The organism is Streptomyces bluensis, from assembly GCF_014650715.1.
GTDB lineage: Bacteria > Actinomycetota > Actinomycetes > Streptomycetales > Streptomycetaceae > Streptomyces > Streptomyces bluensis.
In genome coordinates, this window is record NZ_BMVM01000001.1 from 254,496 (window position 1) to 281,376 (window position 26,881).

General features: G+C 69.6%; 25 protein-coding genes. 10 read left to right on the plus strand and 15 right to left on the minus strand.

The features are described from left to right. Positions 1–217 precede the first annotated feature (217 nt). From IE262_RS01290 to IE262_RS01305, 4 genes are all read right to left on the minus strand, one after another. Positions 218–3,268, minus strand: a complete 3,051-nt coding sequence (locus tag IE262_RS01290; RefSeq protein WP_189870594.1) for an alpha-L-rhamnosidase — start codon at positions 3,266–3,268, stop codon at positions 218–220. Between the two features lie 205 nt (positions 3,269–3,473). Next, positions 3,474–4,739, minus strand: a complete 1,266-nt coding sequence (locus IE262_RS01295) for an ABC transporter substrate-binding protein (RefSeq protein WP_189870596.1) — start codon at positions 4,737–4,739, stop codon at positions 3,474–3,476. A gap of 55 nt (positions 4,740–4,794) precedes the next feature. After that, entirely contained in the window at positions 4,795–5,616 is an 822-nt protein-coding gene (locus IE262_RS01300; protein ID WP_189870598.1) for a carbohydrate ABC transporter permease, read from the minus strand. Continuing rightward, on the minus strand, positions 5,613–6,566 hold the full coding sequence (locus IE262_RS01305; protein ID WP_189870600.1) for a carbohydrate ABC transporter permease: 954 nt from the start codon (positions 6,564–6,566) through the stop codon (positions 5,613–5,615). The genes IE262_RS01300 and IE262_RS01305 overlap by 4 nt, the downstream gene beginning before the upstream one ends. A 361-nt stretch (positions 6,567–6,927) precedes the next feature. Here IE262_RS01305 and IE262_RS01310 point away from each other — a divergent pair, with 361 nt between their 5' ends. Continuing rightward, positions 6,928–7,965: a LacI family DNA-binding transcriptional regulator gene (locus IE262_RS01310; RefSeq protein ID WP_189870603.1), complete on the plus strand. Its 1,038-nt coding sequence runs from the start codon at positions 6,928–6,930 to the stop codon at positions 7,963–7,965. Between the two features lie 190 nt (positions 7,966–8,155). Here IE262_RS01310 and IE262_RS01315 read toward each other — a convergent pair whose 3' ends face one another. Both IE262_RS01315 and IE262_RS01320 read right to left on the minus strand, forming a co-directional pair. Next, positions 8,156–9,055 carry an amidohydrolase family protein gene (locus tag IE262_RS01315; protein ID WP_134039386.1) on the minus strand — a complete coding sequence of 300 codons (900 nt, stop codon included), beginning with the start codon at positions 9,053–9,055 and terminating at the stop codon, positions 8,156–8,158. 28 nt (positions 9,056–9,083) lie between these two features. Continuing rightward, entirely contained in the window at positions 9,084–9,542 is a 459-nt protein-coding gene (locus tag IE262_RS01320; protein WP_134039385.1) for a PaaI family thioesterase, read from the minus strand. A 368-nt stretch (positions 9,543–9,910) separates the two neighbouring features. Between IE262_RS01320 and IE262_RS01325 the strand changes: the two genes are divergently transcribed. Together IE262_RS01325 and IE262_RS01330 are read left to right on the plus strand one after the other, a co-directional pair. Further along, complete coding sequence (locus IE262_RS01325; RefSeq protein ID WP_189870605.1) at positions 9,911–10,648, plus strand: hypothetical protein; 738 nt, start codon at positions 9,911–9,913, stop codon at positions 10,646–10,648. 129 nt (positions 10,649–10,777) lie between these two features. Next, entirely contained in the window at positions 10,778–11,515 is a 738-nt protein-coding gene (locus tag IE262_RS01330; RefSeq protein ID WP_189870606.1) for a class F sortase, read from the plus strand. Between the two features lie 479 nt (positions 11,516–11,994). Here IE262_RS01330 and IE262_RS01335 read toward each other — a convergent pair whose 3' ends face one another. Next, positions 11,995–13,446 carry a WGR domain-containing protein gene (locus IE262_RS01335; RefSeq protein ID WP_189870608.1) on the minus strand — a complete coding sequence of 484 codons (1,452 nt, stop codon included), beginning with the start codon at positions 13,444–13,446 and terminating at the stop codon, positions 11,995–11,997. 259 nt (positions 13,447–13,705) lie between these two features. Here IE262_RS01335 and IE262_RS01340 point away from each other — a divergent pair, with 259 nt between their 5' ends. Then, on the plus strand, positions 13,706–15,088 hold the full coding sequence (locus IE262_RS01340; protein WP_134039381.1) for an SMI1/KNR4 family protein: 1,383 nt from the start codon (positions 13,706–13,708) through the stop codon (positions 15,086–15,088). A 64-nt stretch (positions 15,089–15,152) separates the two neighbouring features. Here IE262_RS01340 and IE262_RS01345 read toward each other — a convergent pair whose 3' ends face one another. Next, complete coding sequence (locus IE262_RS01345; protein WP_373304969.1) at positions 15,153–16,118, minus strand: endonuclease/exonuclease/phosphatase family protein; 966 nt, start codon at positions 16,116–16,118, stop codon at positions 15,153–15,155. 326 nt (positions 16,119–16,444) lie between these two features. Here IE262_RS01345 and IE262_RS01350 point away from each other — a divergent pair, with 326 nt between their 5' ends. The 4 genes from IE262_RS01350 to IE262_RS01365 all read left to right on the plus strand — a co-directional run bounded on the left by IE262_RS01350 (position 16,445) and on the right by IE262_RS01365 (position 18,513). Next, positions 16,445–16,849: a Tat pathway signal sequence domain protein gene (locus IE262_RS01350; RefSeq protein WP_189870610.1), complete on the plus strand. Its 405-nt coding sequence runs from the start codon at positions 16,445–16,447 to the stop codon at positions 16,847–16,849. Then, entirely contained in the window at positions 16,846–17,469 is a 624-nt protein-coding gene (locus IE262_RS01355; protein ID WP_189870612.1) for a class F sortase, read from the plus strand. Before IE262_RS01350 ends, IE262_RS01355 begins: the two co-directional genes overlap by 4 nt. Positions 17,470–17,579: 110 nt before the next feature. Next, positions 17,580–18,071 carry an RNA polymerase sigma factor gene (locus IE262_RS01360; protein WP_134039378.1) on the plus strand — a complete coding sequence of 164 codons (492 nt, stop codon included), beginning with the start codon at positions 17,580–17,582 and terminating at the stop codon, positions 18,069–18,071. Beyond that, positions 18,055–18,513, plus strand: a complete 459-nt coding sequence (locus IE262_RS01365; RefSeq protein ID WP_189870614.1) for a hypothetical protein — start codon at positions 18,055–18,057, stop codon at positions 18,511–18,513. The genes IE262_RS01360 and IE262_RS01365 overlap by 17 nt, the downstream gene beginning before the upstream one ends. A 24-nt stretch (positions 18,514–18,537) precedes the next feature. Here IE262_RS01365 and IE262_RS01370 read toward each other — a convergent pair whose 3' ends face one another. Together IE262_RS01370 and IE262_RS01375 are read right to left on the minus strand one after the other, a co-directional pair. Then, entirely contained in the window at positions 18,538–18,828 is a 291-nt protein-coding gene (locus tag IE262_RS01370; RefSeq protein WP_134039377.1) for a zinc-ribbon domain-containing protein, read from the minus strand. Positions 18,829–18,881: 53 nt separating this feature from the next. Beyond that, the gene (locus IE262_RS01375; RefSeq protein ID WP_189870616.1) at positions 18,882–19,928 is read right to left on the minus strand and encodes a serine/threonine protein kinase; all 1,047 of its coding nucleotides are present in this window, start codon (positions 19,926–19,928) and stop codon (positions 18,882–18,884) included. Positions 19,929–20,071: 143 nt separating this feature from the next. On the opposite strand from IE262_RS01375, the gene IE262_RS01380 reads away from it, so the two are divergent. After that, on the plus strand, positions 20,072–20,581 hold the full coding sequence (locus IE262_RS01380; RefSeq protein WP_189870618.1) for a GNAT family N-acetyltransferase: 510 nt from the start codon (positions 20,072–20,074) through the stop codon (positions 20,579–20,581). A gap of 66 nt (positions 20,582–20,647) precedes the next feature. Here IE262_RS01380 and IE262_RS01385 read toward each other — a convergent pair whose 3' ends face one another. After that, positions 20,648–21,478, minus strand: a complete 831-nt coding sequence (locus tag IE262_RS01385; RefSeq protein ID WP_189870620.1) for a M55 family metallopeptidase — start codon at positions 21,476–21,478, stop codon at positions 20,648–20,650. Between the two features lie 426 nt (positions 21,479–21,904). Between IE262_RS01385 and IE262_RS01390 the strand changes: the two genes are divergently transcribed. Continuing rightward, positions 21,905–22,771 carry a putative RNA methyltransferase gene (locus IE262_RS01390; protein WP_189870622.1) on the plus strand — a complete coding sequence of 289 codons (867 nt, stop codon included), beginning with the start codon at positions 21,905–21,907 and terminating at the stop codon, positions 22,769–22,771. 88 nt (positions 22,772–22,859) lie between these two features. On the opposite strand, the gene IE262_RS01395 is transcribed toward IE262_RS01390, so the two are convergent. From IE262_RS01395 to IE262_RS01410, 4 genes are all read right to left on the minus strand, one after another. Next, positions 22,860–23,390 carry a GNAT family N-acetyltransferase gene (locus tag IE262_RS01395; protein WP_189870624.1) on the minus strand — a complete coding sequence of 177 codons (531 nt, stop codon included), beginning with the start codon at positions 23,388–23,390 and terminating at the stop codon, positions 22,860–22,862. 49 nt (positions 23,391–23,439) lie between these two features. Beyond that, positions 23,440–25,830, minus strand: a complete 2,391-nt coding sequence (locus tag IE262_RS01400; protein WP_189870626.1) for an ATP-binding cassette domain-containing protein — start codon at positions 25,828–25,830, stop codon at positions 23,440–23,442. A gap of 146 nt (positions 25,831–25,976) precedes the next feature. Further along, positions 25,977–26,387, minus strand: a complete 411-nt coding sequence (locus tag IE262_RS01405) for a VOC family protein (protein ID WP_134039370.1) — start codon at positions 26,385–26,387, stop codon at positions 25,977–25,979. A gap of 5 nt (positions 26,388–26,392) precedes the next feature. Continuing rightward, entirely contained in the window at positions 26,393–26,842 is a 450-nt protein-coding gene (locus tag IE262_RS01410) for a helix-turn-helix transcriptional regulator (protein ID WP_189870628.1), read from the minus strand. Positions 26,843–26,881 lie beyond the last annotated feature (39 nt).

Below are 26,881 nucleotides of genomic sequence, written 5' to 3' on the forward strand. Positions count from 1 at the left end.
CCATCACGGCCACGCCCTGCCGCACGGTCAGCGGGCGGGACGGCCCCAGCGCGCGGCAAGGCGTCCTCGTCCCCGCGATGAGCCCGCGCTCCGTCGTACCCGCCGACCGTTGCGGCACACGCCCCCTTGGGCCTGTTGCCAAAGTCCCGCCTGCCGCCGACGGATGCCCGCGTCCGCGGTACCCACGTGGCACCGCAGACGCTCTCCCACCCACCGATCAGCGCAGGTGGGCGGTCATTCGGTACCGCCCGGAGGGCAAACGGTAGGAGGACACGCCGTCCGTGTGGCCGAGGAAGCGCACACCGTCCACTCGGGACAACGGCGTTCGGCCTTCGCGGACGGAGTCGGCCGAGGCGGACGGAAGGTGCAGCGTCGCCTCACTGTTCGAGGGCACTGCCGCTTCGTACGTCAGGGTCCTGCCTGCGTCGTCGACCGTCCACTCGCTGCGGATCTCGCCGTACGGCGACTCGTACGCGCTCGACACCTGTGTGACCCGGCCCGTGGGATCGATGTGGGGTTGCAACAGGAACCGCTTGAACCCGGGGTGGTCCGGGTCCCGGGCGATACCCGCCATGTACGCGTACATCCACTCCATGATCGCGCCGTAGGCGTAGTGGTTGAAGGAGTTCATGCTGACCGGGCCGAATCCGTCGTCCTGGGAGTAGGAGTTCCAGCGCTCCCAGACGGTGGTGGCACCGTTCTTCACCGAGAAGAGCCAGGACGGCAGCGCGTCCTGGTGGAGCAGCTTGTAAGCCAGGTCGGTACGGCCCTCGTCGCTGAGGACGGGGGCGAGGACGTTGACGCCGAGGAAGCCGACGGACAGCGTGTTCTCGGCGTACCTGACCCGGCTGCTGTTCGGGTGCGCCGCCTTGTAGGCCGCGTCGTTGCCGATGTTGTCCGCCAGCAGCCCGACGAGAGTACGGCGCTGCGCCTCCGTTTCGTAGAAGCCGAGCTTGAGTACCCACAGCAGCGCCGTCTGGCTGTTGTCCTCCGTCTTCTGGTTCGGGTCGGCGCCCGGTTCGATCGGGGAGGCGTCGCCGAGGCTGGACTTGACGGAGACCCGGCCGTCCTCGGTGCTGAGGTACTTGGTGATGAACGCCTGCCTGATGCGTGCGAAGAGTTCCTTGTAGGCGTCTGCCTCCGACGGCCTGCCGATGGCGTGGGCCATCTGCGCCATCAGCCGTGCGACGTAGCCGTAGTAGACATCGCTCGTGAGCTGAGCACTGGTCTTCTGCGGCGCAAGCCAGTCACCGAAGAGGCTTCCCTGTCCGGCGTAGGTGTCACCGGTCTGCTGCCGGATCCAGTCCAGGTAGCGGACCATGGCCGGCCAGCTGTCCCTGACGACGGTCACGTCGCCGGTCATCTGCCATACGGTCCACGGCAGGATGACACCGCAGTCCGCCCAACCGCTGGTTCCCCCCTGGATGTTGTAGCGTCCGCCCGGGGCGACCCCGGTGAACTGTGCCTTGTCCGCCCCGTAGATGGTCTGGGAGTCGACGAGCGTGTCCTGGAAGTGGCTGAGAAAGGCACCCGCGTCCGCGTTGTACAGGCCCGTCGCGGAGAAGATCTGGGTGTCGCCGGTCCAGCCGACGCGTTCGTCGCGTTGCGGGCAGTCGGTGGGCACCCAGAGGTAGTTGCCGCGCTGACCCCACCGTATGTTGTTCGCCAGTTGGTTGATGTCGGGATCGTTGGTGGTGACGGTGCCGGTCTCGCGGATCGCGGACGTGGCGACCTTTCCGGTCAGGGCGGTGATCGTGACCGTGTCCGTCGCCGTTACGGACACATAGCGGAAGCCGTAGAAGGTCAGGGAGTCCTGGTGGGTCTCGCCCTGCCGGTCGCCCTTGAGGATGTACGTGCTGGTGGCCTTGGCGCTGCGGAGGTTGGCACGGTAGACGGAGCCCTCGGGGCCGTCGGCGCCGGCGCTGTCGTCGTTGAGTATCTCGCCGAACCTGAACTCGACCTGGGTTCCGGCCGGGCCGCGCAGGGTGTAGCGGGCCACGCCGACCATGTTCTGGCCCAGGTCGAAGATGGCGGTGTCGCCGGTGCCGATCGTGACCGAGGCGGAGGCCGCCCTCGTGGGGTCGGTCACCGTCCGGGCCGGGTCGACGACGATGCGGCCCCGGCCGTGGGGGCTGCTGTCCTCGCCGGTGACTCCGGTGGCGACGGTGATGGACTGCGGCCGGCGGTCCCAGCGGGGCATCAGGCGTGCCGACTCGGCTGGACAGGCGAGCAGTTGTGCGTCCGGGTACTTGGTGGCGAAGGAAACTCGCTCCACTCCCGGCCACGCGGTGTCGTCGAAGCCTGACGACGTCCAGCCCGGCAGTTCCTTGCGGGCGTCGTAGGTCTGGCCGTCGTAGATGTCGTCGGTCCGGTAGGGGCCCGTGTCGGTGGCCTTCCAGCCGTTGTCCGGGTCCGTGACGATGGACTGTGACGTGCCGTCGGCGTACTGGATCAGCAACCTGGCCTTGAGTGCCAGGGGGTTGCCGCCCTTCGCGTAGTACGTGCTGCCGTTGGAGACGCGGCCGTTGTACCAGCCGTTGCCCAGGACGGCGGCCAGGGTCACTGTCTGTTCGCGCGCCACCAGGTCCGTGACGTCGTAGGTCATGTAGTTGACGCGTACGTCGTAGTTCGTCCAGCCCGGGGGCAGCAGTTCGATGGTGGTGCCGCCGTCCTGCGGAACGGTGACCTGGTGCCCGTTGACGTACGCGTCGTACACCCCGAGGGCGGAGACGTAGAGCCGCGCCTCACGGACCCGAGCCCTGCCGCTGTCCTTCGTCTGCAGGGGTACCTCGGCGCGCAGCATGGGTGCGCCGGGTGAGTTGGGCGCCTTTCCCTTCATTCCGATCCACTGCGCCCCGTCCCAGCCGGTGACGCCGTCGGTGCTCATGAGGCCGGTCTCGAAGAAGGCCGCGGGGGCGGTACCCACCACACGGCCCTCCGTGTCCCAGACGGTGACGGTCCAGTGGTAGCGGGTCGAGGGATGGAGGGGCCTGCCGGCGTAGCGGACGGCCACCGAGTCGGACGACGCGACACGACCGCTGTTCCAGACGTCGGCGCGGGCAGCGGTCAGCTTGTCCGGAGAACTCGCGACGAGGATCTGGCAGGCACCCTGGCTCCGCCCCCGGGCAGGGGACCACATGCGCCACCCGAAGCGTGGTCTGGCGGCATCCACGCCGAGGGGGTCAGTGCGGTGTTCGACGGTCAGCCCCGATACCGCGCCGTCCTCCGCACGACGGGGCGCCGCCGCGGCAGCCGTGCCACCTCCCATGGCGGCATTCCCTACCGACACGGCGCCGACCGTCGCGGCAAGCACGGTTCGACGACGGACTCCCGCACGGTCCGCGGGAGGACGGGTTCCCTCCTTGGCACCGCGGTCGGAACCGTCCGCCCTGTGTGTTTCATGGTTCACACCGTCTTCCTTTCGGTATTCCGGGGTGCCGTCGGCCACCATCGGGCGGCCGGCGGCGCGATGGTCAGCTTCCGGCCTGGTAGTCGGCGTCCATGTCCTTGAGGAGCTTGTCGGGCGTGGACTGGCCGCTGAAGATCTCCTGGAGCCCGCTGAGCATGGTCTGCTGGACCTTGGCGTTGGGCCACAGCTGGTCCATGAACGGCACGGTGCGGTCCGTCTTGATGAACGTGGAGAATTCGGTCAGGGACGGGTCGACCGCATAGCCCGTGTCGGCAAGCGAGGGCAGGCCGCCCTGCTTCTTGACGAACAGGTTCATGCCCTGGGGCGACATCACGAAGTTCACGAACTTCAGCGCCAGCTTTTCGTTCTTCGCCTTGGCGTTGACTGCATAACCGGCACCCGCCGCGGCGGGGATGATCGTCCCGGACGGGTCGTCGGTGGCGGGCAGCGCCTTGAGTGTGAACGTGGCCTTGGGGTTCTTCTGCTTCAGGAGGGCGATGACCCAGTTCCCCTGGATGATGCCGAGTGTCCTGCCCGTGGCCGCGAGTTGCTGGCTGGCTTCGTAGGTGGTGCCGAGAGGGTTCTTCTGGAAGCAGCCGGACTTTTCCATCGTCAGGTACTTGTCCAGGGCCGTGGCCCAGGGGGACCCCGCGAACGTGGCCTGTCCCGCCCGCATCTTCTTGTCGAAGTCGCGGTCGTCTCCGTAGACGGTCGTGGCGACCAGCGCGTACAGGACGAGTTGGGTCACCCAGTTGTCCTGGTTGCCCAGCGCGAAGGCGGGGGTTCCCTTGGCCTTCGCGGCCCGGCAGAACTCCAGGAGCCCGGTCCAGGTGTCGGGTGGGGTGAGTCCTGCCTTTTCCATGGCTTGCTGGTGGTAGACGGCGCCGATGCCGTTCTGCCCGAAGACCGCGTTGTAGGTCTTCCCCTCGTACTGGGCGACGGTTTTCATCGCGTCGGGCAGCTTGGCGGCCCAGGGCTGGTCCGAGAGGTCACGCAGGTACCCGGGCTTGGCAAGGACGTAGGTGGCGCCGGGATTGCCGTTGCCCGGCCAGACCGACATCACGTCCGGTGCGGTGCCCGAGGAGAGCTGGGTCCGGATCTGCTGCTGGTACTGGTCGGCGCTGCTGGTGGTGTAGCGGACCGTGACGCCCGGGTTGGCCTTCTCGAATGCCTTGACGACATCCTCGACGGAGCCCTGGTCGATCGAAGCGAGCGTCAACGTCGTGGATTCGCCGGCGGAGCCGCCCGCCTTGGTGCCGCCGCCGCAGGCGGCCAGGAGGGCAGTGGCTGTCACCGCGGCCAGCAGGGCCGCTGGTTTGCGTGTCTTCATGGTGTCTCCCTCGGAGAAGAGGCCGCGGCCGTGCGTGCGTCGTGGGTGCCGCGTGTCATCCCCGCAGCCCACCCGCGAAGCCGTTGATGATGCTGCGCTGCAGCAGGAAGTAGACGATCAGGACGGGCAGGATGCTGATCACCAGGGCGGCGAAGATGAGGTTCCAGTCGGTGACGTACTGACCGACGAAGCCGGCGATCGCGACCGGCATGGTCTGCTGGGCGCTGCCGCTGAGGTAGAGCAGCGGGGTGAAGAAGTCGTTCCACACGGCGACCGCGTTGAGCACCAGAGCCGTGACGCTGACGGGCTTGAGCATCGGCAGCACCACGTACCGGAAACCCTGCAGCGGTGTGCAGCCGTCGATCAGCGCGGCGTCCTCGAAATCGCGAGGCAGAGCGCGCAGGAAGCCGGCATAGAGGAAGACGGTGAACGGCACCTGCAGACCGGAGTAGAAGAGGACGAGGGCCCACGGGGTGCCGAGCAGGCCGAGGTCACGCATGGTCTGGTAGAGCGGCAGCGAGGCGAGTTGGAAGGGCAGCACCAGGCCGAGGAGGACCAGCAGATACGCTCCGCGGGACCAGCGTGCCGTGACGCGGGCCAGCGGATACGCGGCGAAGGACGAAACGGCCAGCACGATGGCGACACTGCAGGCCGTGACCAGCACGCTGTTCGCCAGCGCGCCACCCAGCGCGCCCTGCTGCCAGGCCTGCGTGAAGTTGTCCAGGGTCGGCGAGGCGGTCGGCGCTATGGGTGAGGAGGTGTCCGACGTCGGCCGTACCGCGAGGTTGACCAGGACGTACACCGGGAAGCCCACGAACAGGGCGGCGGCGATCATCGCCAGTTCCAGAGCGAGAGTGCGTCGACGGTAGCGGTTCATGACGCTGCCCTCTCGTTACGGGCCAGCACGAGGTACTGCCCGGTGGACGCGACCGCCACGATGATCGTCAGGACCACCGCGAGGGCGATGCTGTAGCCGAACTCGCCCAGCGTGAAGGCGTCTTTGTAGATCAGCGTCGAGATGGTGTCGGTCGCGTGCCCCGGTCCGCCGCCGGTCAGCGCGTACACCTGGTCGAAGAGTTTTATCCCGCCGATGATCGACAGCATCAGGTTGATGGTGAACGCCGGCGCCAGCAGCGGCCGGGTCACCGACCAGAAGCGCCGCGCGGGACCGGCCCCGTCCATCGCCGCTGCCTCATGGATCTCCTTCGGCACCGACTGCAGCCCGGCGAGAAAGATGACCATGGAGTAGCCCGCGAACTGCCACACGATCACCCCGACCACGGCCCAGAGTGCGAGACGCGGACTGCCCAGCCAGTCCTGCCGCCAGCCGTCGAGCCCCACGGCACCCAGCAGACTGTTGACGGCGCCCTCCGGGCCGAGCAGGTTGCGCCAGAGATAGGCGGTCACGATCGGGGTGATCACGGCGGGGGCGAACAGGAACACCCGGAGCACGTTGCGGGACTTGATGGCCGTGTTGACCCCGAGGGCCAGCGCCAGACCCAGCGCGTTCTGTACGACCGTGATCGACACGGCGATGAGCAGGGTGTGCCAGATGGCCTGCTTGGCGTCGGCGTCGCTGAACATGTCGGCGAAGTTGCCCAGTCCGACGAAGGAGAAGTGGGGATCGAGGCCGTCCCAGTCGGTGAAGGCGTAGTACACACCGCGAGCGCTCGGCACCAGGACGACGAAACCGAACAGCAGCAGTGCGGGCAGCGCGAACCACCAGGGTGGGGTGTTGCGGGGGCGGCGTGTGCGTGCCTTGTCCACCGGCGCGGTGCCGGGTATTCGGTCGTGGTCCTCAAGGTGCTCGTGCGGGGCGAGGGTCACAGGCGGATCTCTTCCTTGAAACGTTTCAAACGGTGGCGCAATCGTGGTGATGTCAGAGCTTTGGAAGGCTCGCCACCGCGAGGCGGCCAGCCGGTTTCTTCGTCTTCGGGATCTGTTCGGTACCGGGTGCGGGCGCTCCGGCTTCTGTGTGTGGGTAACGTTTCCCAAAGGGTGCTGCCAGACCCTAGAGAGCGTCCCGCATGACGTCAAGATGCCGCGCACGCTGCGCGCCTGTTACGGCGACGACGCCGGCTCGGCCAGCGACGACTGCCTCCTGGGGATGTGACGCCGCCTTACTGAGCTGCGGCTGGCGTCCGTACACTCTGCGGAAACGTTCCCCACTTCGCCGGAGGCCACCGGGATGGAGCCGCCAGCACAGCCTCGCCGTGTCACGATCGTCGACGTGGCGCGTCATGCCCAGGTGTCCACGACCGCGGTCTCCAAGGTGCTGCGCAACGCCTACGGAGCCAGTCCCGAGATGCGCGCGAAGGTGCGCCGGGCGATCGACGAGCTGGGCTACCGTCCGCTCGCGGCCGCTCGGGGCCTGCGCGGCCAGACCTACACCATCGGCGTGATGCTGCCCGACATCCGCAATCCCTTCTTCCCCGAGATCCTCGACGGGATCACCGGCCGGCTCGCGGACACCGACTACCAGGTCTTCCTGGGCCCCGGCGGCAACGGGGAGAAGGAGGAGAAGCGCGTCACGGAGGCCATGCTCGACCGCGGGATGGACGGCATCATCCTGATCGCGCCGGTCTCACCGCGCGCCCATCTCCAGCACATCGCCTCCGCCGTACCGACCGTCGTCGTGGGCCGCCACGGGCACTCTCCGGTGTACGACACCGTGACGGACGATGACGTGACTGGAGCGTCCTTGGTCGTCGGTCACCTCGCCGACCTCGGGCACCGCCGAATCGCCCATATCGAGCACCACGAGACCGACCCGACGCGCATCGCGGAGATGCCCAACGCCCAGCGCGCGGACGGCTATCGACGTGCCATGCGGGCCCTCGGGCTTGCCGAGGAGATCGACATCGTCTCCACCAGCTACACCCAGCAGGGCGGGTACGAGGGTGCGAAGGACCTGCTCACGCGTCCTCGCCGGCCCACGGCTGTCTTCGCCGGTGCGGACATCGTTGCCATGGGGGTGCTGGAGGCGTTCACCGAAGCCGGGCTGTCCGTTCCCCGTGATATCTCGGTAGCCGGTTACGACAACACGACCTTCGCCTCCTTCGGTCCGATCTCCCTCACGAGTGTCGACCAGGCGGGCCACGAGATCGGCGGGAACGCAGCGCGCCTTCTCCTTGAGCGGATCGCCGACCGCGAGAAGACATCGGTACAGGTCAAGCTCTCACCCACTCTGGTGCCGCGGCGGACGACCGCTCCTCCGCCGGCGTAGACCGACGGCTCCGGACCGAGAAGCCGGGACGCAGCGTGGCCCAGCCGCCGGCACGACTACCGACATGGATCGAGGACCACGTCGATGAGATCGCCTGGCCTGCGCGTTTCTTGACCACAAGGCCTTGGGCGCGATGGCCGTGGCGGGATGCCACACCAGCCTCCACCAGGTTCTGGTCGGCTCGACGGTGTCACAGGCCGAACAGGTTGACCGCGTTGTCGTGGCATACGGCCCGCAGCCAGTCCCGTCCGAGTCCCAGCCGCTCCAGGGCGTGGAGTTGGTGCAGGTAGGGGTAGGGGATGTTGGGGAAGTCGGAGCCGAGCAGGATGCGGTCGCCCATCGCGGCGAGCCGCGGCAGGGCCCGGTCAGGGAACGGCATGAAGCCTTCGGCGAAGTCGGTGAACGTCATCGTCGTGTCCAGCCGCACCTGGTCGTACCGCTCGGCGAGGTCGAGGAACTCCTCATACTCCGGCATGCCCATGTGCGCGACGATCAGCCGCAGTTTCGGGTGCCGCGCCAGCACCCGCGCGATCGGCTCGGGGCCGGTGTGCTTGCCGGGCGCGGGCCCGGAGCCGCAGTGCACCACCACGGGAATACCGGCCTCCGCCAGCAGGCCCCATGTCTGCTCAAGCTGTTCGTCGGCCGGGTCGTACGCCCCCACCTGGACATGAGCCTTGAACACGCGCGCTCCGGCTTCGACGGCCTCGCGGACGTACGTGTCCGCGTCGGGCTCGGGGTAGAGGGTGGCGGTGTGCAGGCAGTCGGGGGTGCGGCGGGCGAAGTCGGCCGCCCATCCGTTCAGCCACCTGGCCATGCCGGGCTTGTGGGGGTAGAGCATCGAGGTGAAGGCCCGGACCCCGAACTCCCGCAGCAGACCTGTCCGTTCCGCCTCCTGCTTCCGGTAGGTGATCGGCCACTGCAGCCCTGCGATCAGGGGTCCGTTGGCGTCGAAGTAGTCCCAGACCTTGTGCAGGACACGCTCGGGCATGAAGTGGGTGTGGACGTCGATCAGCCCGGGAAGACCGAGCCCGCGCCAGAAGCGGCGGATCTCACCGGCCTCTTCGCCGAAGTCCGTGCGGGTGGAACTCACCTGATGCCGCCTTTCTCGAACGGATGGGTCACTGCGTGGGTGTGTTCACGCGGATCAGCGTCTGCTGTCCACTCGCCACGAGCGTGCGTTCACCATCGTCCCGGACGCCGTACACCTCCAGCTGGCACACGGTCAGGGTCCGGCCGGACTTCAGGACGGTCCCGACCGCCTCGATGCGGTTCCCGGCGGCGGGCGCAAGAAGGTTGATTTTGTACTCGACGGTGAGGACCCGGCAGTCCTCGGGGAACAGCGTGAGCGCCGCGTAGCCGCCGGCACTGTCCGCGACCGCGCTGGTGGCGCCGGCGTGGAAGTATCCGTGCTGCTGCGTCACCTCGGCACGGGCCGGAAGCACGATGTGAACGCGACCCGGTGCAATCGTCGTGATCTGTGCGCCGAGGTGGGCCATCAGGCCCTGCCGGTCGAAACTGTCCTGGACCCGCTTGCGGACCGCGGGGCTCGCCTGCTCCGGGTTCACCTGGTCTTCCACGTACCTGTTCTCCTTCGTGAGGGTATCGAGTGGGACGGAAAGGGCCTGTCAGCCGGGCGAGGTACACCAGGCCCAGCGGTTGTTCGGCGAACCCGACTATCTCCTGCGCGTCGGCACGCCACGCCGGCGGCAGTCACGGGGGATCTCTGCGCTATACCTCATGGCGGCGTCCCAGTGTGGGAACCGGGTGCCGCCAAGCGGGTCATTCTTCGAGCTCGACCCACTCAAAAGGACCATGAAGTACCTCGAATGCCGACTTCTCCGGTGGCGAGGGGCCGTGAGCCCACCGAGGGTGATCACGTCGCTACTGCGATTCGTTCGAGCCGGCGCCGTGTCGGCTGCGCAGTCGCGGCGAAAGGGGAATTCCCATGCGCATTGCCCGGACAGTGTTCGTCTCCGCCGCGATAACTGCGGCTGTCGCGATCTCCGCTCCCGCGGCAGGTGCCGTGACGGCAGCCGAGCCCTGGGCGTCGGTCGGCAGCACTTCCTACGGCAACGAAGAGCACGACAAGTTCAAGAACGAAGACCACGGCAAGGAGGAGCAGGGCAAGGAGGAGCGCGGCAAGGAAGAGCGCGAAGAGCACGGCAAGGAGCACTTCGGCAAGGAAAAGCCCAAGGGCGGCATCCACGCCGGCAGCGGCGGCCTGGCCATGAGCCTCGCGAACGACGGCGGTCGCGACAACGAAGAGCACGACAAGTTCAAGAACGAAGACCACGGCAAGGAAGAGCAGGGCAAGGAAGAGCGCGGCAAGGAAGAGCGCGAAGAGCACGGCAAGGAGCACTTCGGCAAGGAAAAGCCCAAGGGCGGCATCCACGCCGGCAGCGGCGGCCTGGCCATGAGCCTCGCGAACGACGGCGGTCGCGACAACGAAGAGCACGACGGATTCAAGGAAGACCACGGCAAGGAGGACCGGGAGGAGCACGGCAAGGAGGAGTTCCGCAAGGAGCACTTCGGCAAGGAGAAGCCGAAGGGCGGCATCCACGCCGGTGGCGGCGGCCTGGCAACGTCCGGAGGCAGCATGGCCGCAGGTTCCGTGCTGCTGCTCGGTGGCCTCGGGGCCGGCGCGTACATGCTGCGGCGCCGCAACGCGGACGCCGCGGCCTGATCCCGTTCCCCTCGCAGTTGCTGCGCTGTCGCGGCCGTCGTCACCTTCGGAGTGCGACGGCCGCGGCCGCGGCGTTTCACCGGCGCCGCACGCCTCACCGCCGTCCCCATCACGAAAGGGCAACGCCCCATGGCAGCCCCGCAGCCACGACAGTCACACCAGCCGCAGTCACGTCAGTCATGTCCGTCACAGCAGCCTCAGACCAAGCCCGCGTCCCGTTCCCACTCCCGCGCTCTGCGCTGGCCCTTGGTGGCAGCGGGGCTGGGTGCTCTGCTCATCCACAACTCGCTGGAGAGCAGGGCAGATCTCAAGCCTCAGACTCCGCCCGCGGTGAGCGCCCCCGCAGCCCCCGCAGCCCCCGCAGCCCCCAGGGCGACTGCACCTGCCGCTGATCCGGCGCTGCCCCGTTCTGCGCCGGAGCGGCTCTCGATCCCGCAAATCGGCGTGAACGCGCCGTTCACCGATCTGTCCATCGGTGCATCCGGGCAGCTCAACCCGCCCCCTGCCGATGACACCAATCTCGTCGGGTGGTTCCGGGGCGGGGCCTCGCCCGGCGAACGGGGTACATCGATCGTGGTGGGCCACGTCGACACCAAGACAGGCCCAGCCGTGTTCTCCCGGCTTGAGGCGCTCCGGCCCGGAAGCACGGTGCGCATCATGCGTGCGGACGGCATCGTCGCGAGATTCAAGGTCGACTCGGTCGATGCCTTCAGCAAGGCCGACTTCCCGAACAAACGGGTCTACGCCGACGCCTCCTCGCCGGAGCTTCGCCTGATCACCTGCGGCGGCGCCTACAACCGGAGCACCCGGGAATACGAGGAGAACGTGGTGGTGTTCGCCCACCTCGACTCGGCCCAGCGGGCCTGAGGGGCTGCGGTGGGGCACCTCACGGCGTACTGCGGCCGGCGGCCCGGAGCCGTGCAGCGGCTCCTCCCGAACGAGCCCGGGACCGTACCGGTTCCGGGCTGCGGGCCGGCATGAAGAACGTCGCGCTGTGGCTGCCGCAGCAGACCCCGACGGAACGGGTGGCACTGAGCGCTGACGGTGAAGTACTGGCGCCCCGGCCCGACGGCGGTGGGGCCGGGCGGGAAGATCACGGCTCCGGGTGATCCGGCCGATGCGCCCGACGGTCTTCACCCCACCGACGCCGCATACCGCCGCATACCGCCGCATGGGCAAGCGCTTCGCCACGCACGCCTTCGCGAACGACGGCCCGTTCCGCCGAGGCGCCGACGTGTACGGGGCTCATGCGTTCGGGGGCGGCATGGCAGGTGCGTCGGCCTGCAGGAACTCGACAACGCGCTCTTGACCTCGTCGGGGGCCCGTCCAAGCTTCGCCCGTCCGGGTCACATCAGCCGCCGGATGTCGCCGCGGACCCGGTAGAAGCCGCCGGCAGCGGTGTGCAGGGCGTCCACGACGTAGCGCGCACCGGGCTCGCGTATCGCGCGCGGGAACTGGACGTTCACGGACGGGTCGTAGCCCTCGGACACCACGTGCACGCGCAGGCGGCCGCCCTCCCGGACGCACTCGACGACGACCGTCCCGGCGGGAGCCCGGTCGACGCTCGGCATCGCGGCCGCGGCTGTGGCCGGCGCGTAGGTCGGCAGGGCCGCGGCGAGCTTGACGTCCCGCGCCACCGGCACCGTGCCCTGCTGGGCCGCGGCGATGGCCGCCTCGCTCGCGTCCACGCACACCAGCGAGCCGTCCGTGGTCACCAGGTACAGCCGCTCGTCGCGGTACTGCATCGACAGTGCCGAGCCGCTGCCCGTGCCGAGCTTCCACAGGCGGGTGCCGTCGCGGTCGAAGCAGTAGACGGACGACGCCGCGTCGCCGGCGAAGACGAACCGCCCGCTGGGTGAGGTGGCGCACGAGTACACCGCACTGTCGCAGGTGTAGGTGGCCTCGACCTTGCCGGTCGTCTTCGACAGCCGCTGCACCAGGCGGTGCGCGGTCGCCGCGTACACCGCGTCGTCCTCCTGCCAGCCGAACAGCACGCCGCCCCGGGTGGCCGTGTGCCACAACTCGCCTCCGCCGTCGGGCGCGTAGGCGGTCACGCCCCGGTGGTGACCGTGGTACACGGCCCGGTCGTCGGCGCGGACCATCCAGGCGTGCTCGCCCTGGCTGCGGCGGGCCCACTGGTGCTCGTCCTCGTGGTCGATGACGGTGAGCCGGCCGGCGCGGTCCGAGACGTTCAGGATGCCCTCGTGGATGTCCAGCCAGAAGATGTCGACGTCCGCGGCGATGTCGTACGCCGCGAACGGCAGCTTCGAGGACAGGTCGTAGACCTTGCCGTCGTCACAGCCCGCGTAGATCCAGAAGTCGTCGGCGACCAGGCACTTCACACCGTCCGGGAGGCTGAAGCGGGCGAGGACCGCACCATCGTGGTCCAGGGTGTAGACGTCGCCTGCCTGGTTGCCGACCCAGCAGTGCTCGTCATCGACATGGATGCCGAACGCCGACGAACCCGTGCGGAATCGCCACAGCACGGGCGCCACGGCGCGCGCGGTGGACGCGGCGGACGCCACCTGACGCCGGGTCACCGCCCGCGGGGCGCGCTGCCCGGGCACAGCCGGGGCGTATCCCTTGCGGACCTTCTCCCCCACCTTTTTCGCCGCGGCGGCCCGCGCCTTCTCCGCCGTGGGAAACGTCGTCGTCTGCACCTGCCCGGCGGCGCCGATCCGCCCGTAGCGCACCGTCACCACCAGACCGTCGACGCCCACCTCGTAGAACTTGTGCGCGCCGCCCCCTTCCTGCGACAGCTCCAGATACGTCGTCGACACCATGGACCCGGCAGACATGACAGACAGACCCCTCCCCAGGGTGGACCTGCGGCCTTTTCCGGCAGGTCCCAGTGCCCAGAACCATAGGAGGCCCCACTGACAATCGCCCCGCGCCGAGTGTTCGTCGTTGTGGAAGGCCGCGGACAGGTCACGTTGTTTCGGCGTGGGTGCGGGCCGTCGGCCCGAGATGCGGGGCGGCCTCCCATGTTGGCCGCGGTGCGGACGCACACCTGATAATCGGCTTCGCCACGTTCACCGCAACGCCCGGAGGCCACCGTTGTCATCGCTCCATGAGTTCGCGACGTGGGAGCCGATCCTGCGGCTCCTGCGGGCCGACAACGCGAGGAGCCTTGCCGCCCCGGGCGGCCACGTGGCAGGGCAGATCAGCCACTACGGGTGGAGTCTTCCTCTGCAGCGACGGATCCCACGGCCCGGACAGGCAGCCCGGGCCGAGGACATGCAGGACGAGTTCGACGCGGTGCAGCGGGTGCAGGGCGCGCTCGCGGACAGCGGCGCCGACAGCATCTCGTTCATGGCGGAGATCTCCCCGGCGGGGAGGGCGGTGCTGCATCTGATCAGTCCCGGCCCCGCGGTGGAGCCCGGCATCGGGGGGCCGCATCCGGGTTCCCTCGTCCTCGTCGAGGACTCCGTCCCCGAGCCCTGGCGCCGTCTACCCGAGCCGGTGCCCGGGGCGGGGCCGGCCCCGTCGGTGGATCTGGCGTTGCTGGAGCGGACGCTGCGTGAGCGGATCCCCGGCGCCATAGGCGCGACCGACGCGGAGATCGCCGCCACGGAGGCGCGCCTCGGCATCGCGTTGCCGGACGAGCTCAAGGTGCTCTACCGGGTGACGCGGGCCCGGTGGGAGGACTGGGGCGAGGACTACGTGGTGGCGGAGCGTGTCTTCACCGCGGTCGGCTGCGAGCTCTTCCCCCTGGACGACCTGTACATCGCCGACGCGGCGTCCCGTCCGTGTCCGTGGCGGTTCGCGGCGATGGAGGCGGTCGTCACCGGGGCCGACGCGGCGGTTCAGGGGCTGGTCGGCTCACCCGGCTGGATCGCCTTCGGCGACAACGGCGGCGGCGACCGGATCGCCGTCGACCTGACTCCGGGCCCCCGCGGACACACCGGGCAGATCATCATGCTCAACCACGAGGACAACATCGGCGCCGGCCGCCTCGCCGACTCCCTGACCAGCCTCGTGCTGGACGGGCCCGGCCCAGGGCACCGCGGCCCTCACAGGGACGATCCGCCGGCCGTGGCCAGGGTCAATATCCGGAGCCTGAGCAGTGTCCAGGCCGCCGCCCACCCCGGCCTTGAGGTTTTGTCCATCGGCGTGTGGGACGGCGAGCCTCTCAGCCTCGCGCCCGTCACCGGGCTTGCCCGCCTGCGGACCCTCACCGCCTACCCCGGTACGCTCGCCGACCCGCTGGAGATCGCCAAACTGACCGGACTGGAGTTCCTGGAACTCGGGCCGGACGACTGGCGGGTCCTCCTCGATGCCGGAGCCGTCCCGCGTGGTCTGTCGGCTGCCGCCATCGGGGTGCAGGGGGCTCGGCACCCCCTCCCGATCGTGGCTCTGGCCAACGAACTCCTCGCTCTCTGGGGCCGCCCCCCGATCACCCGCACCATCCTCGAAGGTCACCTGGATCCCGTGGCGTAGTGGCCGGTGGGGCCGACGATTTTCGTCGTCGGGTGCGCCGGCCGCTGCCGACCGTGCGGGCGGATCAGCGTTCAAGCCTGATGCCGGCGGCGATCGGCAGGTGGTCGCTGCCGGTGGCAGGCAGGGTCCGGGCACGGGTGACGGCGGCCGAGCGGGCCATGACGTGGTCGATCCGGGATACGGGGAAGGCGGCGGGCCAACTGAAGGCGAAGGCCCGCCCCGCCGAGTCCATCCGCGAGGTGACCGGGGCCAGCCCCCGGTCGTCGACCGTGCTGTTGAGGTCACCCAACAGGATCATTCTGTCCAGTTTCTCGGCGGCGATGGCCTCACCCAGCAGTAGGGCGCTCTCGTCCCGCCACCCCGTGCTGAAGCCGCTCGCTCGGATACGGACCGAGGGCAAGTGGGCGACGTACACGGCGATATCGCCCCATGGCGTACGTGCCGTGGACCGCACACCACGGTTCCAGTCCTCCCGGATGCCCTCAGGTTTGATGTCCAACGGCCGGACGTCGGACAGCGGATATCGGGACCAGAGCCCCACGGTTCCCACGACCGCCTGGAAGGGGTAGTCCGACGCCAGGGCCTTCTCGTAGACCGGCAACGCGGAGGGCGTCAGCTCTTGAAGGGCCACGAAGTCCGGCGCGGCCCCGATCAGGGCAGTCGCGGTGCCCGCCGGGTCGGCGTTCTCGTCACTGACGTTGTGCTGGACCGCCATGATGTCGTGTGCTCCTCGGTCCCCGGCCGGCAGCAGCCCGCCGAAGAGGTGCGCCCAGACGGCTGCGGGCAGCAGCAGGGCCACCAGCGCGAGGGCCGAGCGACGCCACAGTGCCGCCACGAGCAGCAACGGAACGGCCAGGCCGAGCCAGGGCAGGAACGTCTCCAGCAGGCTGCCGAGACGGCCCACGGCGTTGGGCACGGCGGAGTGGAACGCCAGCAGGCCGGCGGTCAGCACGGCAAGCGACGCGAGAACACGCCCGCGCGCCCAGGGCGACCGGTGTCGCGTACCCCTGCCCCGATACCACCAGTCGATATGGGGAAGCCGCCACCGGAGCGCGGCCGTCTTCGCCCCGGAGCCCACCGCGCCGTCTGCCCGCTCCACCCGGTCCCACCCATCTGCCCCCGACCCGACCCGCGCCCCACCTCCGTGAGCGGGACGTGCCTGATACGACGCAGGAAGCGGTGATCAGGTTCCGGAACGCAAACTCGGCGTGCGGACAGTCAGCGGCACGTCAGCGACCTCCGGGCGACTTTGCCTTCTCTTTACAACCCGCTCCGTCGCTGCCTCGTCTCTCCGCTCGATCCGTAACGCGACCCGCCGCGCCACCGGGCGGGCGGACCGACGAAAGAGAGCAGTTCATGCGCCGAAGCATCCTGAGTGCCATGGCACTCGCGGGCACCGCTGTGCTGGCGGGCGCGGCACCCGCGCTCGCCGACGAGGCGACCCCGGTCCCCACGGTCCGTGAGGCCACCAAGGCCCCGGGGCAGGCTCCGGCCGCCAGCGCCGAGCCCTCGAAGCCGGAGGCCACGACCGATCCGACTCCGGTTGCGAGCGTCGCACCGACCGAGGCTCCGGCCGAGGAGCCCGCGCCGGGCCAGGTCTCCGTCGTGCCCAGCGGCGCACCGGACACCGGTGTGGCGCCGGCCTCGGCGGAGTCCGGGAACGAGACCGGGCTGGTGGTCGGCGGGAGTGCTGCCGCGGTACTCGCCGCCGGCGGCGCGGCGGTCCTTCTCGTGCGTCGCCGGCAGGCGACCAGGGCATGACGTCGCTCTCCAGGCGCGCCTTCGCCACCGCGGCGATGGCTTCGCTGCTCGTGAGCTGCGGCGGTCCCCGTGGCGAGAGCCAGGGCAGCACGGCGAACCCCGCGAGCACGCCACGGCCCTCGCGGTCCTCGCGGTCTTCCGCGAACACGGCCCACGCCCTTGGCCGTTCGGTGCCGGTGAGGTTGCAGATCCCGGCCATCGAGGTCGACACCCCGGTCATCCGGCTGGGGCTGGCCTCGGACGGCAGTGTGCAGGTGCCCCCGATCACCGCGGACGACCGGGCCGGCTGGTACCGGCATTCGCCGACGCCGGGTCAGGTGGGTCCGTCGGTGATCCTCGGCCATGCCACGGTCGGCGCCTACGGGGACGGGGTGTTCCGTCATCTCGCCCGGCTGCGGCGGGGCGAGCGGATCGTGGCGCGCCTGGAGAACGGCGCGGCGGCGGTGTTCGCCGTCAGCTCCGTACGGACGGTCGCCAAGGCCGAGTTCCCGGTGGACGCGGTCTACGGGGACGTGGACCGCCCCGAGTTGCGGCTCATCACGTGCGGCGGCCCCCGCACCGGTGACAGTTACCGCGACAACGTGATCGTCTTCGCGGCGCTGACGCCCGCGAGCCCCTGACCCGCTGCCCGGGATCCGGGCCACCCACATCCCGGGCCGATGGAACGTACTCCACCGGCCCGGGCTCTTCCCCCACGAGTGCCACCACGACGTCACGACCATGGAGAGCGTTGAAACGGTCCCGCGAGAAGGCAGCGTCCGAGTTGTTCGCCGCCCTCTACCCGCGCCTCGCCGGCTGGTGCCGCCGGCTGGTCGACGACGACGAGACGGCCCACGAGATCGCCTCGGAGGCGTTCACCCGGCTCTGGGCCCGTTGGACATCTGTCGCGGAGCCCCAAGGGTTCCTCTACGTCACCGCGGCCAACCTCGTCCGGGACCACTGGCGCAAGCGTGAGCGCGAGCGCCGAGCCATGCACCGGGCCACCGTGGAGGCCGCCGTCCGCCCGCAGACCGAACAGGCCGATCCCTCGGTCCGCCTGCTCGTGCAGTCGCTGCCGGAACGGCTGCGCGTCCCGGTGCTGCTGCACTACTACGCTGACATGCCGATCCGGGAGGTGTCCGTGCTGACCGGGCGCAAGGAAGGAACCATCAAGGCCGACCTCCACGCGGCCCGCGAGCTGCTCCGCGCCCACCTGAGGAGAAGCCTTGATCACACACTCTGACGAGGGCCCGGACTTCGAGCCCGACGACCCCCTCGCGGTCATCCTGCGACCGCCGTCCGACCACCTCGGCCCGCCTCCCGGCCGTTATCGCGCGATCCGCCGGGCGGCGGCGCGCCGTCGGCTGCTGCGTGCCGCGGCCGGAGTCGGCGTGTCGTGCGCCGTCGCCGCGCTCGTCGCGCTGCCACTGCGCTTTGCGGCACACGAGGCGCCCGCGCCGCCGTCGGTGCCGCTCGCCCCGCCGCCCGCGAGCAGTCCGCCGGCCGAGCCCGCCCCGTCAACGTCCCTCGCTCCCGCCAGCCCTTACCCTTCCGAGCGGTCGCCGGCCACCGGCCCCGGCGCCACGCCAAGTCCTGCCGCTTCCACCCGCGCGCCGTCGGCGCCGCGGCCGCCCTCCGTCGAACCGTCCGCGCTTCCCGGCACGATCGACGGTGGTGGCCTGTGACCGGCGCAGCAGACCCGTCCCCGGTCAGGACTGGTACGGCTGCTGCTGCGGGTGCCCGTACGACTGACCGCCGTGGCCGCTCGCGGCCTGCGCCTGCAGTTGCTCAGCCTGTTCGCTGGTCACCTTCTGTTCCGCGCCACAGAAGGTGCACTGCGTCGCGTACTTCGTCGAGAACGGGAACAGCGGCACGAAGAACAGCGTGAACTTCGTGACCCGCTTCCTGAGCGTGTGCGCGGAGGGGTTGCCGCAGTGGCCGCACACCAGCGTCAGTATCGCGAGCTGGTACAGGTATCCCTTGGTACCAAAAATGATCATGCAGTTGGTCCTTTCCGGTCAGAGCCATCCTCGCAGGAGCCTGTGACAGTCGTTCAACCGATCCGCCCGATGTCTTCCAGCGGATACGGGGTGTGCCGGGACTCGTGCCGGAGTTTGCGGATGAAGTCGGAGATCACCACGGTGAGGGGTGCGTAACGCGTCACGATCGCCTGGGCCACAGTGGGGAGTTCGGTGGGACGCGCCCCGCGGGCGCATTCACGCACGAATGCTTCGCGATCGTCGGGACCGTACCCGCAGAAGGCTGTGACCAGCCAGTTCACGAGATACCACACCGTGTAGCAACGGTCATAGGTCTGGTGCCGTTCGAAGAAACGGGCGTACTCCGGGGAGAGGTCGAAGCGTGAGGAGAGGGCCAGGCCGTAGTCGGTGAAGTACAGGCGCCGGCCGTCGGTCAGGATGTTCTCGAAGTGAGCGTCGAAGTGGAGCAGAGCACGGGCGTTCATGAAGGACGTGCCCGCGTGCAGCGCCCTCTCCACCCAGGAACAGGCCCGGTTCGCCGCCTCGTCCCCCGCCTTGATCTCCTCGCCGAGCCATTCGTGGAGGTTCCGGGGGATGTACTCCAGAAAGAGGGTCAGGCTCGCTGAAGCCTGTTCGAGTGCCTCGATCCGGCGGCGCACCTCTGGACTGCCTCCCCAATAGGTCACGGCGCGTTCCACGTCCGCCAGCTCTTCCGGCAGAGGGTGCGCGGTGTCCGGCAGTACGCGCCAATGGTGCATCAGGGGAAACTGCTGGTCCTCGTCGGCGAGCACCCAGTTCGTGGTCATGGTGTGGACGGCCAGCTCGCGCCAGGCGCCGTAGCCGGGTCCGCCTATGGCGCCTATTCCGTACTGGCAGAAGGCGGGGAGACCGAAGATGTTCGCGGTCGACCGCACGTGCTCCGGCAGCCTCTCCCTGTCGGTCAGGGGTACCTGTTTGACGAAGACCGGGGTTCCGTCGACGTCCAGCAGTGCCGACCGACCCCCGATCCCCGACCCCAGCGGCACCGCCGCGCCCACCAGGTCGCGCAAGGTGTCGTCGCCGCACATGGCCAGGGCAGTGGACACCGTGCTGTGCGCGGCGAGTCGTGCGCGACGCGACATGTCAGGGCGCTCCACTGCTGCCTCCCCTGTCTCCCGCCTGGTGCTTCCGCTCATGGTAGGGACATCGGCAATCAGCGTGCACCGGTCTCACCGGCCTCAGACGTGGATGGACACGACCCGGCGCGGTGACGCATGATCACTGGATGATCCGGGCCGCCACTGTGAACGATGTCGCGGAGATCCGCGCGATGATCCGCGAACTTGCCGCGTACGAACGGGCCGTCGAGCAGGCCCGGGCCACCGAGGAACAGCTCCGTCAGGCGCTGTTCGGTGCGCACCCCGCCGCGTTCGCTCTGATCGCCGAGGACGACGACACGGGCGTCATCGTGGGCTTCGCCCTGTGGTTCCCGCGGTTTTCGACCTGGACCGGCACCCGCGGGATGCACCTGGAGGACCTTTACGTACGCCCGCAGGCCCGCGGCGCCGGACACGGGAAGGCCCTGCTGGCCGCCCTTGCCGCGATCTGCGAGCAACACGGCTACGAGCGCTTCGAATGGTGGGTTCTGGACTGGAACGAGCCGGCGATCGGCGTCTACAAGTCGCTCGGCGCGGAATTCCTGGAGGAGTGGACGGTGTGCAGGCTCAGCGGTGAGCCCCTCTCGGCGCTCGCTGCCCGGGCCCCGGCCCTCGTGAACCAGTCCCCTGCGCTGTAGCGGCCCCCTGCGGAGGGCGGGTCTTGGAGTCCGGCCCGCGAAGACCTTCATGGGGCGGCGCGCCGATCAGCAGTACGGCGGCTGGTTGGTCAGAGATGCCGCGACCCGCATCCACACGCCGAAGAGCCGGTACAGGCTGGGCAGCGCACCCTGGGCCCGTACGGTTCGGCTGTCCGTCGAGGTGACCCCTGGTATGCCCAGGAGGGTGGAGGCCACCGAGGCCGACTGCCAGCGGACGGTGAGGGTGGAGGGGTCAGGGACCGTCGGCGGGGCCGTCAGTGGTGCGGCGAGACGGGCGGTGACGGCTTCCTCGATGGCGGTGCGTGCCTCGCCCGCCGGGCGGAGGTCTGCCGCGAAACGATCGCGTGCGTACTTCACGGCCACGGTCGTGACGGAGCCGTCCCACTCCGTCATCTCCGAGCAGGCTCGGTCGTCACCGGTGAGGGCCGCCACCGGAACGCCCAGGGCGGCGGCGGTGGCATGGGCCAGGCCGATCTCGCCCACAGGCCGGCCGTCCAGCCAGATGTCCTCGATCTCATGCCCCATGAAGCTGTGGCTCAGCACACCGAGTGCGCCGGCGCGCGCGTGGTAGCCGACGCAGATCACGGCGTCGTGCTCGGGGGTGAGTCCTTCGAGCATGCCCATCTGCTTGGGTTTGCCGCGAATGAGGCGGGCCGCCGGGTGCAGGGACTCGGGCAGGAGGTTGCGCATGGGGCCGTGTGCGTCGTTGACGGTGATCTCGGTGGCGCCGGCCGCGACGGCGCCCCGGACGGCGGCGTTGACGTCCTCCGCCATCATCAGCCGTCCCCGTTCGTAGTCCCGGCCGCCGGGCTGGACATCGTCGGCCTCCACGAGTCCTGTGACGCCTTCCATGTCCGCGCTGATGTAGATCCGCACGCCGCATGCTCCTCAAGCTCGATCACTTGGGAGACGTCTGCCGCTCCCCCTCCGGTTCCCGTGCCGGTGCGCCACCGTCCGCCACACGGGCCCCGGAGTCGGACAAGTCCTGTACCCTCGCCCCATGGCATACAAGGGCGTCCCGCACGTTTTCCTCTGACGCGGCGGTCACCGCAGCGGCGTTGACCTCCGGCCCCGGCCGGGAGGATCTCGCGACGCCGCTGTTTCGGCTTGCCGGTGTCGACTTCTGACGCTTCATCCCCTCCCTGCCCTGTCCCCTCACACCACCGCGGTTCTTCGCCGCGGTAGCGGCCAGGGGGATGCCGCCCTCTGCGCGCGGCCAGGGGTCTGGCGCAGTCCGCCGAGCACGCCGACGGCTCTCTCCCCCGACCGTCGACCCCGCAGCCTCGGCTGCCGAGGAACGCCATGCCCAACCCGTCCCATGCCCGCCCTGAGCCCCAGCACAGGCTCCTCGATGTTCTGGTCTGCCCGCTGTGCGGTGACAGCCTCGGGCCCGCCGACCGGGCGTTGAGGTGCCACCGCCGGCACACTTTCGATGTCGCCCGGCACGGATACGTCAGCCTTCTGAACGGCGCCAAGAGGCCCGCCAGTGCGGACACCGCCCCCATGGTCCAGGCCCGCGCGGCCTTCCTACAGGGCGGCCACTACGCACCACTGGCACGTGTCCTCGCCGGCCTCGTCACGACGTTCTGCCCGTCCGACAGCACAGTCCTGGACGCCGGTGCCGGGACCGGCTACTACCTCGCCGCCGTCCTGGACGCCCTCCCCGCCGCCGTCGGTCTCGGACTGGACACCTCCACATACGCCCTCCGGCGGGCGGCCCGCGCGCACATACGGGCGAAAGCCGCCGCCTGGGACGTCTGGCAGCCGCTGCCCGTGCGAACCCACTGCGTCGATCTCCTCCTCAACGTCTTCGCACCCCGCAACGGCCCTGAGTTCCAGCGGGTCCTCCGACGGTCCGGCACCCTGCTGACCGTCACCCCCGCGCCACAGCACCTCGGCGAACTCCGGCAGCACCTGGGGCTGTTGTCGGTCGATCCGGCCAAGGAGGCGCGCCTTCAGCGCACGTTGGACCCGTACTTCCGTCTCGACCACGCCCAGGCCCTGGAATACGCCGTCACCCTCGCCGCCGAGGACATCGACAGCCTCGCCGGCATGGGCCCCACCGCTCATCACGTCCCCCGTGACGAACTTCGCCGACGCACTGCCCCTCTCAAGGCGCCTCTCCCGGTGACCGCTTCTTTCCGCGTGTCGGTGTACCGACCGCGCTGAGCAGCACGCGAACTCCGCGGGCAGGCGCTGCGGGGGTACGGCCGTCGCACTCCTTCACGTGCGACGGCCGTACCCCCGCAGTTCCGTCCTACTGTGCCCATTCCTCGGCGAGCAGGCCGAGGACAACCGTGTCGACGAAGGCGCCGTACACCCAGGCGGAGCGCCGCAGTGTGCCCTCGACGGAGAACCCGACCCGGGTCGCGGCCGCGATCATCGCGTGGTTGTCGGCGAGGGTCTCGACCTGCAGCCGTTGCAGGCCGCGTACGGCGAAACCGTACTCGCACAGCACCCGGACGACGTCGACGGCCAGCCCGCGTCCCCGGAAGGCAGGCAGCAGTGAGATCCCCAGGTGGGCCGTCCTGTTGTGCAGGTCGATGTCCCACAGCAGGGCCTCGCCGACGAGTTCCTGGGACTCCAGTTCCACCACCGAGAAGTACGCCTTCTCGTGCGAGGGCACTGCCGCGGCGGCGGGAGAATCCGCCGCATCGGCGGGCACGGGCCGCCACGGGACGGAGTCGGCACGTGACCGCACCACCACGTCCTCGTACAACTCGGCCTGGAGGACCGGAAGATCACTGTCACGTCGAGTCCGCAGCCCGACCTTTTCTCCTCGTATCACGCGTCATTGCTATCCCAGGCCCCATAGGTGATCAACCGGTTGCCCATCGTCAGGTGCCGACGTAGGCCGCGAGGTGCTCGCCGGTGAGGGTGGAGCGGGCGGCGACGAGGTCGGCGGGCGTGCCTTCGAAGACGATCCGGCCGCCGTCGTGGCCGGCGCCGGGGCCGAGGTCGATGATCCAGTCGGCGTGCGCCATGACCGCCTGGTGGTGCTCGACGACGATGACCGACTTGCCGGAGTCGACGAGCCGGTCGAGCAGTCCGAGCAACTGCTCGACGTCCGCGAGATGCAGGCCGGCGGTCGGTTCGTCGAGGACGTAGACGCCGCCCTTCTCGGCCATGTGTGTGGCCAGCTTGAGCCGCTGTCGCTCGCCGCCGGACAGCGTGGTGAGCGGCTGGCCGAGGCTGAGGTAACCGAGCCCGACGTCGGCGAGCCGGGTCAGGATGCGGTGCGCGGCCGGGGTGGCCGCCTCACCGTCGCCGAAGAACTCGGCGGCCTCGGTCACGGACATCGCCAGCACCTCGCTGATGTCGCGGCCGCCGAGGTGGTACTCCAGCACGGACGGCTGGTACCGCTTGCCCTCGCAGTCCTCGCAGGTGGTCGCGACGCCGGCCATCATCGCGAGGTCGGTGTAGATGACGCCCGCACCGTTGCAGGTGGGGCAGGCGCCCTCGGAGTTGGCGCTGAACAGCGCCGGCTTCACGCCGTTGGCTTTAGCGAACGCCTTGCGGATCGGGTCGAGGAGTCCGGTGTACGTCGCCGGGTTGCTCCGTCGCGAGCCGCGGATCGCGCCCTGGTCGACGGACACCACGCCCGCGTCGGCGGAGATCGACCCGTGGACGAGCGAGCTCTTGCCGGAACCGGCGACGCCGGTGACGACGGCAAGCACCCCGAGCGGGATGTCGACGTCGACGCCTTGCAGGTTGTGTGTCGTCGCGCCTCGGATCGGAAGCCGGCCGGTCGGCGTCCGCACCGTCTCCTTGAGGGTGACGCGGTCGTCGAGATGACGGCCGGTGACGGTGTCCCCGGCCCGCAGGCCCTCGACGGTGCCCTCGAAGCAGACGGTGCCGCCCGCCGTACCGGCACCGGGGCCGAGGTCGACGACGTGGTCGGCGATCGCGATCACCTCCGGCTTGTGCTCCACGACGAGCACCGTGTTGCCCTTGTCCCGCAGCCGCAGCAGCAGGTCGTTCATCCGCTGGATGTCATGGGGGTGCAGGCCGGTGGTGGGCTCGTCGAATACGTAGGTGACGTCGGTGAGTGAGGAGCCGAGGTGGCGGATCATCTTGACGCGCTGCGCCTCACCGCCGGAGAGCGTGCCCGACGGCCGGTCGAGCGAGAGGTAGCCGAGGCCGATCTCCACGAACGAGTCGAGGGTGTGCTGCAGCGCGGTGAGCAGGGGCGTCACCGACGGCTCGTCGAGGTCGCGGACCCATGCGGCCAGGTCACGGATCTCCATCGCGCAGGCGTCGGCGATGCTGACCTTGTTGATCTTCGACGACCTGGCCCCCTCGCTGAGCCGGGTGCCGTCGCAGTCGGGGCAGGTGGTGAAGGTGACCGCCCGCTCCACGAACGCCCGTATGTGCGGCTGCATCGCCTCCTTGTCCTTGGACAGGAACGACTTCTGGATCTTGGGGATCAGCCCCTCGTAGGTGAGGTTGACGCCCTCCACCTTGACCTTGGTCGGCTCGTGGTGGAGGAAGTCCCGCATCTCCTTCTTGGTGAACTCGCGGATCGGCTTGTGCGGGTCGAGGAGGCCCGACTCGGCGTAGACCCGCACGGTGAAGAAGCTGTCCGACTTCCAGCCGGGGATGGTGAACGCGCCTTCGGCGAGCGACTTGGAGTCGTCGTAGAGCTGGGTGAGGTCGATGTCGGAGACCGTGCCCCGGCCCTCGCAGCCCGTACACATGCCGCCCGTACGGGAGTAGGTCGCTTTGACCGCCTTCTTGGCACCGCGCTCGACCGTGATCGCGCCGCTCGCCCGGACCGAGGCGGTGTTGAAGGAGTAGGCGCTGGGCGGGCCGATGTGCGGCTCGCCGAGCCGGCTGAACAGGATGCGCAGCATCGCGTTGGCGTCGGTGGCGGTGCCGACGGTGGAGCGGGGGTCGCCACCCATGCGCTGCTGGTCGACGCTGATCACGGTCGTCAGCCCGTCGAGGACGTCGACCTCGGGCCGCGACGGCGTCGGCATGAAGCCCTGCACGAAGGCGCTGTAGGTCTCGTTGATCAGCCGCTGCGACTCCGCGGCGATCGTGTCGAACACGAGTGAGCTCTTGCCCGAGCCGGAGACCCCGGTGAACACCGTCAGACGGCGCTTGGGGATCTCGATGCTGACGTCCTTGAGGTTGTTCTCCCGCGCGCCGTGCACGCGGATCAGATCGTGGCTGTCGGCAGCGTGCGGCGCAGGCGACGGTGTGCCCGTCCTCGTGGCCTTGCTCATCGTGTCTCCATCTGTCGTCTGTTGGGCGGGCTGTCGTCTGCTGGGCGCAGCGTCGCGCTCGCCCCGCGCCAGAGCTGGAGGCGACGCGGGAGGACGCGGCCGCAGGGCGCGGGCCGAAGCCGTCGTGGCTGGGGTCGCCGGGTGGCTCAGCGCAGTTCCTGGATGCGGACCATGTTGCCCGCGGGATCGCGGAAGGCGCAGTCGCGAATGCCGTACGGCTGCTCTGTCGGCTCCTGGACGACCTCGGCGCCGCTGGCCTGCACCCGCTCGAAGGTGCCGTCGAGGTCGCCGGTGGCCAGGAGGATGGCGGCGTAGGTGCCCTTGGCCATCATCTCGACGACGGTGCGGCGCTCGTCGTCGGTGACACCGGGGTCGACGGCCGGAGGCGTCAGGACGATGGATGTGCCGGGCTGGTCGGCCGGGCCGACGGTGATCCAGCGCATGCCGCCGTATCCGACGTCGTTGCGGACCTCGAAGCCGAGGGTGTCGCGGTAGAAGGCCAGGGCGGCATCCGGGTCGTTGTGCGGGAGGAAGCTTGCGTGAATGGTGATGTCCATGGCCCTCACGCTACGTGCGGTTCGGAAGGCGGCGCTTCTCGATTCCTGATCGGTCTGGTCACCTGTTTCGCCACGCAGGACGGCATCCCTGCCGTCGAGCGGGCCGCCTGGCGCCGATAGACGCTGGGCGGCATCCCGACCAGTTCGGTGAAGCGGCTGCTGAAGGTGCCCAGCGACGAGCAGCCGACCGCGAAACACACCTCGGTGACGCTGAGGTCACCACGGCGCAGCAGCGCCATCGCACGCTCGATGCGCCGTGTCATGAGATAGCCGTACGGTGACTCTCCGTAGGCGAGCCGGAACTGGCGACTGAGGTGCCCTGCCGACATGTTCACGCCGCGGGCGAGTGCCTCGACGTCGAGCGGCTGCGCGTACTCCCGGTCGATCCGGTCGCGAACGCGGCGCAGCCGCGCGAGGTCGCTCAGGCGCTGCTCTCCGGTGGATCTGCTGCTCACCTGCGCGATCGTGCCACGCCGTACCGAAACGCTCAAGTG

Excerpts from the sequence above, each read along its gene's own strand:
- IE262_RS01380 (WP_189870618.1), top strand. The coding sequence starts at position 20,072 with ATGATCCGGGCCGCCACTGTGAACGATGTCGCGGAGATCCGCGCGATG.
- IE262_RS01390 (WP_189870622.1), top strand. The coding sequence starts at position 21,905 with ATGCCCAACCCGTCCCATGCCCGCCCTGAGCCCCAGCACAGGCTCCTC.
- IE262_RS01290 (WP_189870594.1), bottom strand. The coding sequence starts at position 3,268 with ATGGGAGGTGGCACGGCTGCCGCGGCGGCGCCCCGTCGTGCGGAGGAC.
- IE262_RS01330 (WP_189870606.1), top strand. The coding sequence starts at position 10,778 with ATGGCAGCCCCGCAGCCACGACAGTCACACCAGCCGCAGTCACGTCAG.
- IE262_RS01350 (WP_189870610.1), top strand. The coding sequence starts at position 16,445 with ATGCGCCGAAGCATCCTGAGTGCCATGGCACTCGCGGGCACCGCTGTG.
- IE262_RS01375 (WP_189870616.1), bottom strand. The coding sequence starts at position 19,928 with ATGTCGCGTCGCGCACGACTCGCCGCGCACAGCACGGTGTCCACTGCC.
- IE262_RS01310 (WP_189870603.1), top strand. The coding sequence starts at position 6,928 with ATGGAGCCGCCAGCACAGCCTCGCCGTGTCACGATCGTCGACGTGGCG.
- IE262_RS01400 (WP_189870626.1), bottom strand. The coding sequence starts at position 25,830 with ATGAGCAAGGCCACGAGGACGGGCACACCGTCGCCTGCGCCGCACGCT.
- IE262_RS01300 (WP_189870598.1), bottom strand. The coding sequence starts at position 5,616 with ATGAACCGCTACCGTCGACGCACTCTCGCTCTGGAACTGGCGATGATC.
- IE262_RS01335 (WP_189870608.1), bottom strand. The coding sequence starts at position 13,446 with ATGTCTGCCGGGTCCATGGTGTCGACGACGTATCTGGAGCTGTCGCAG.
- IE262_RS01295 (WP_189870596.1), bottom strand. The coding sequence starts at position 4,739 with ATGAAGACACGCAAACCAGCGGCCCTGCTGGCCGCGGTGACAGCCACT.
- IE262_RS01355 (WP_189870612.1), top strand. The coding sequence starts at position 16,846 with ATGACGTCGCTCTCCAGGCGCGCCTTCGCCACCGCGGCGATGGCTTCG.
- IE262_RS01325 (WP_189870605.1), top strand. The coding sequence starts at position 9,911 with ATGCGCATTGCCCGGACAGTGTTCGTCTCCGCCGCGATAACTGCGGCT.
- IE262_RS01405 (WP_134039370.1), bottom strand. The coding sequence starts at position 26,387 with ATGGACATCACCATTCACGCAAGCTTCCTCCCGCACAACGACCCGGAT.
- IE262_RS01370 (WP_134039377.1), bottom strand. The coding sequence starts at position 18,828 with ATGATCATTTTTGGTACCAAGGGATACCTGTACCAGCTCGCGATACTG.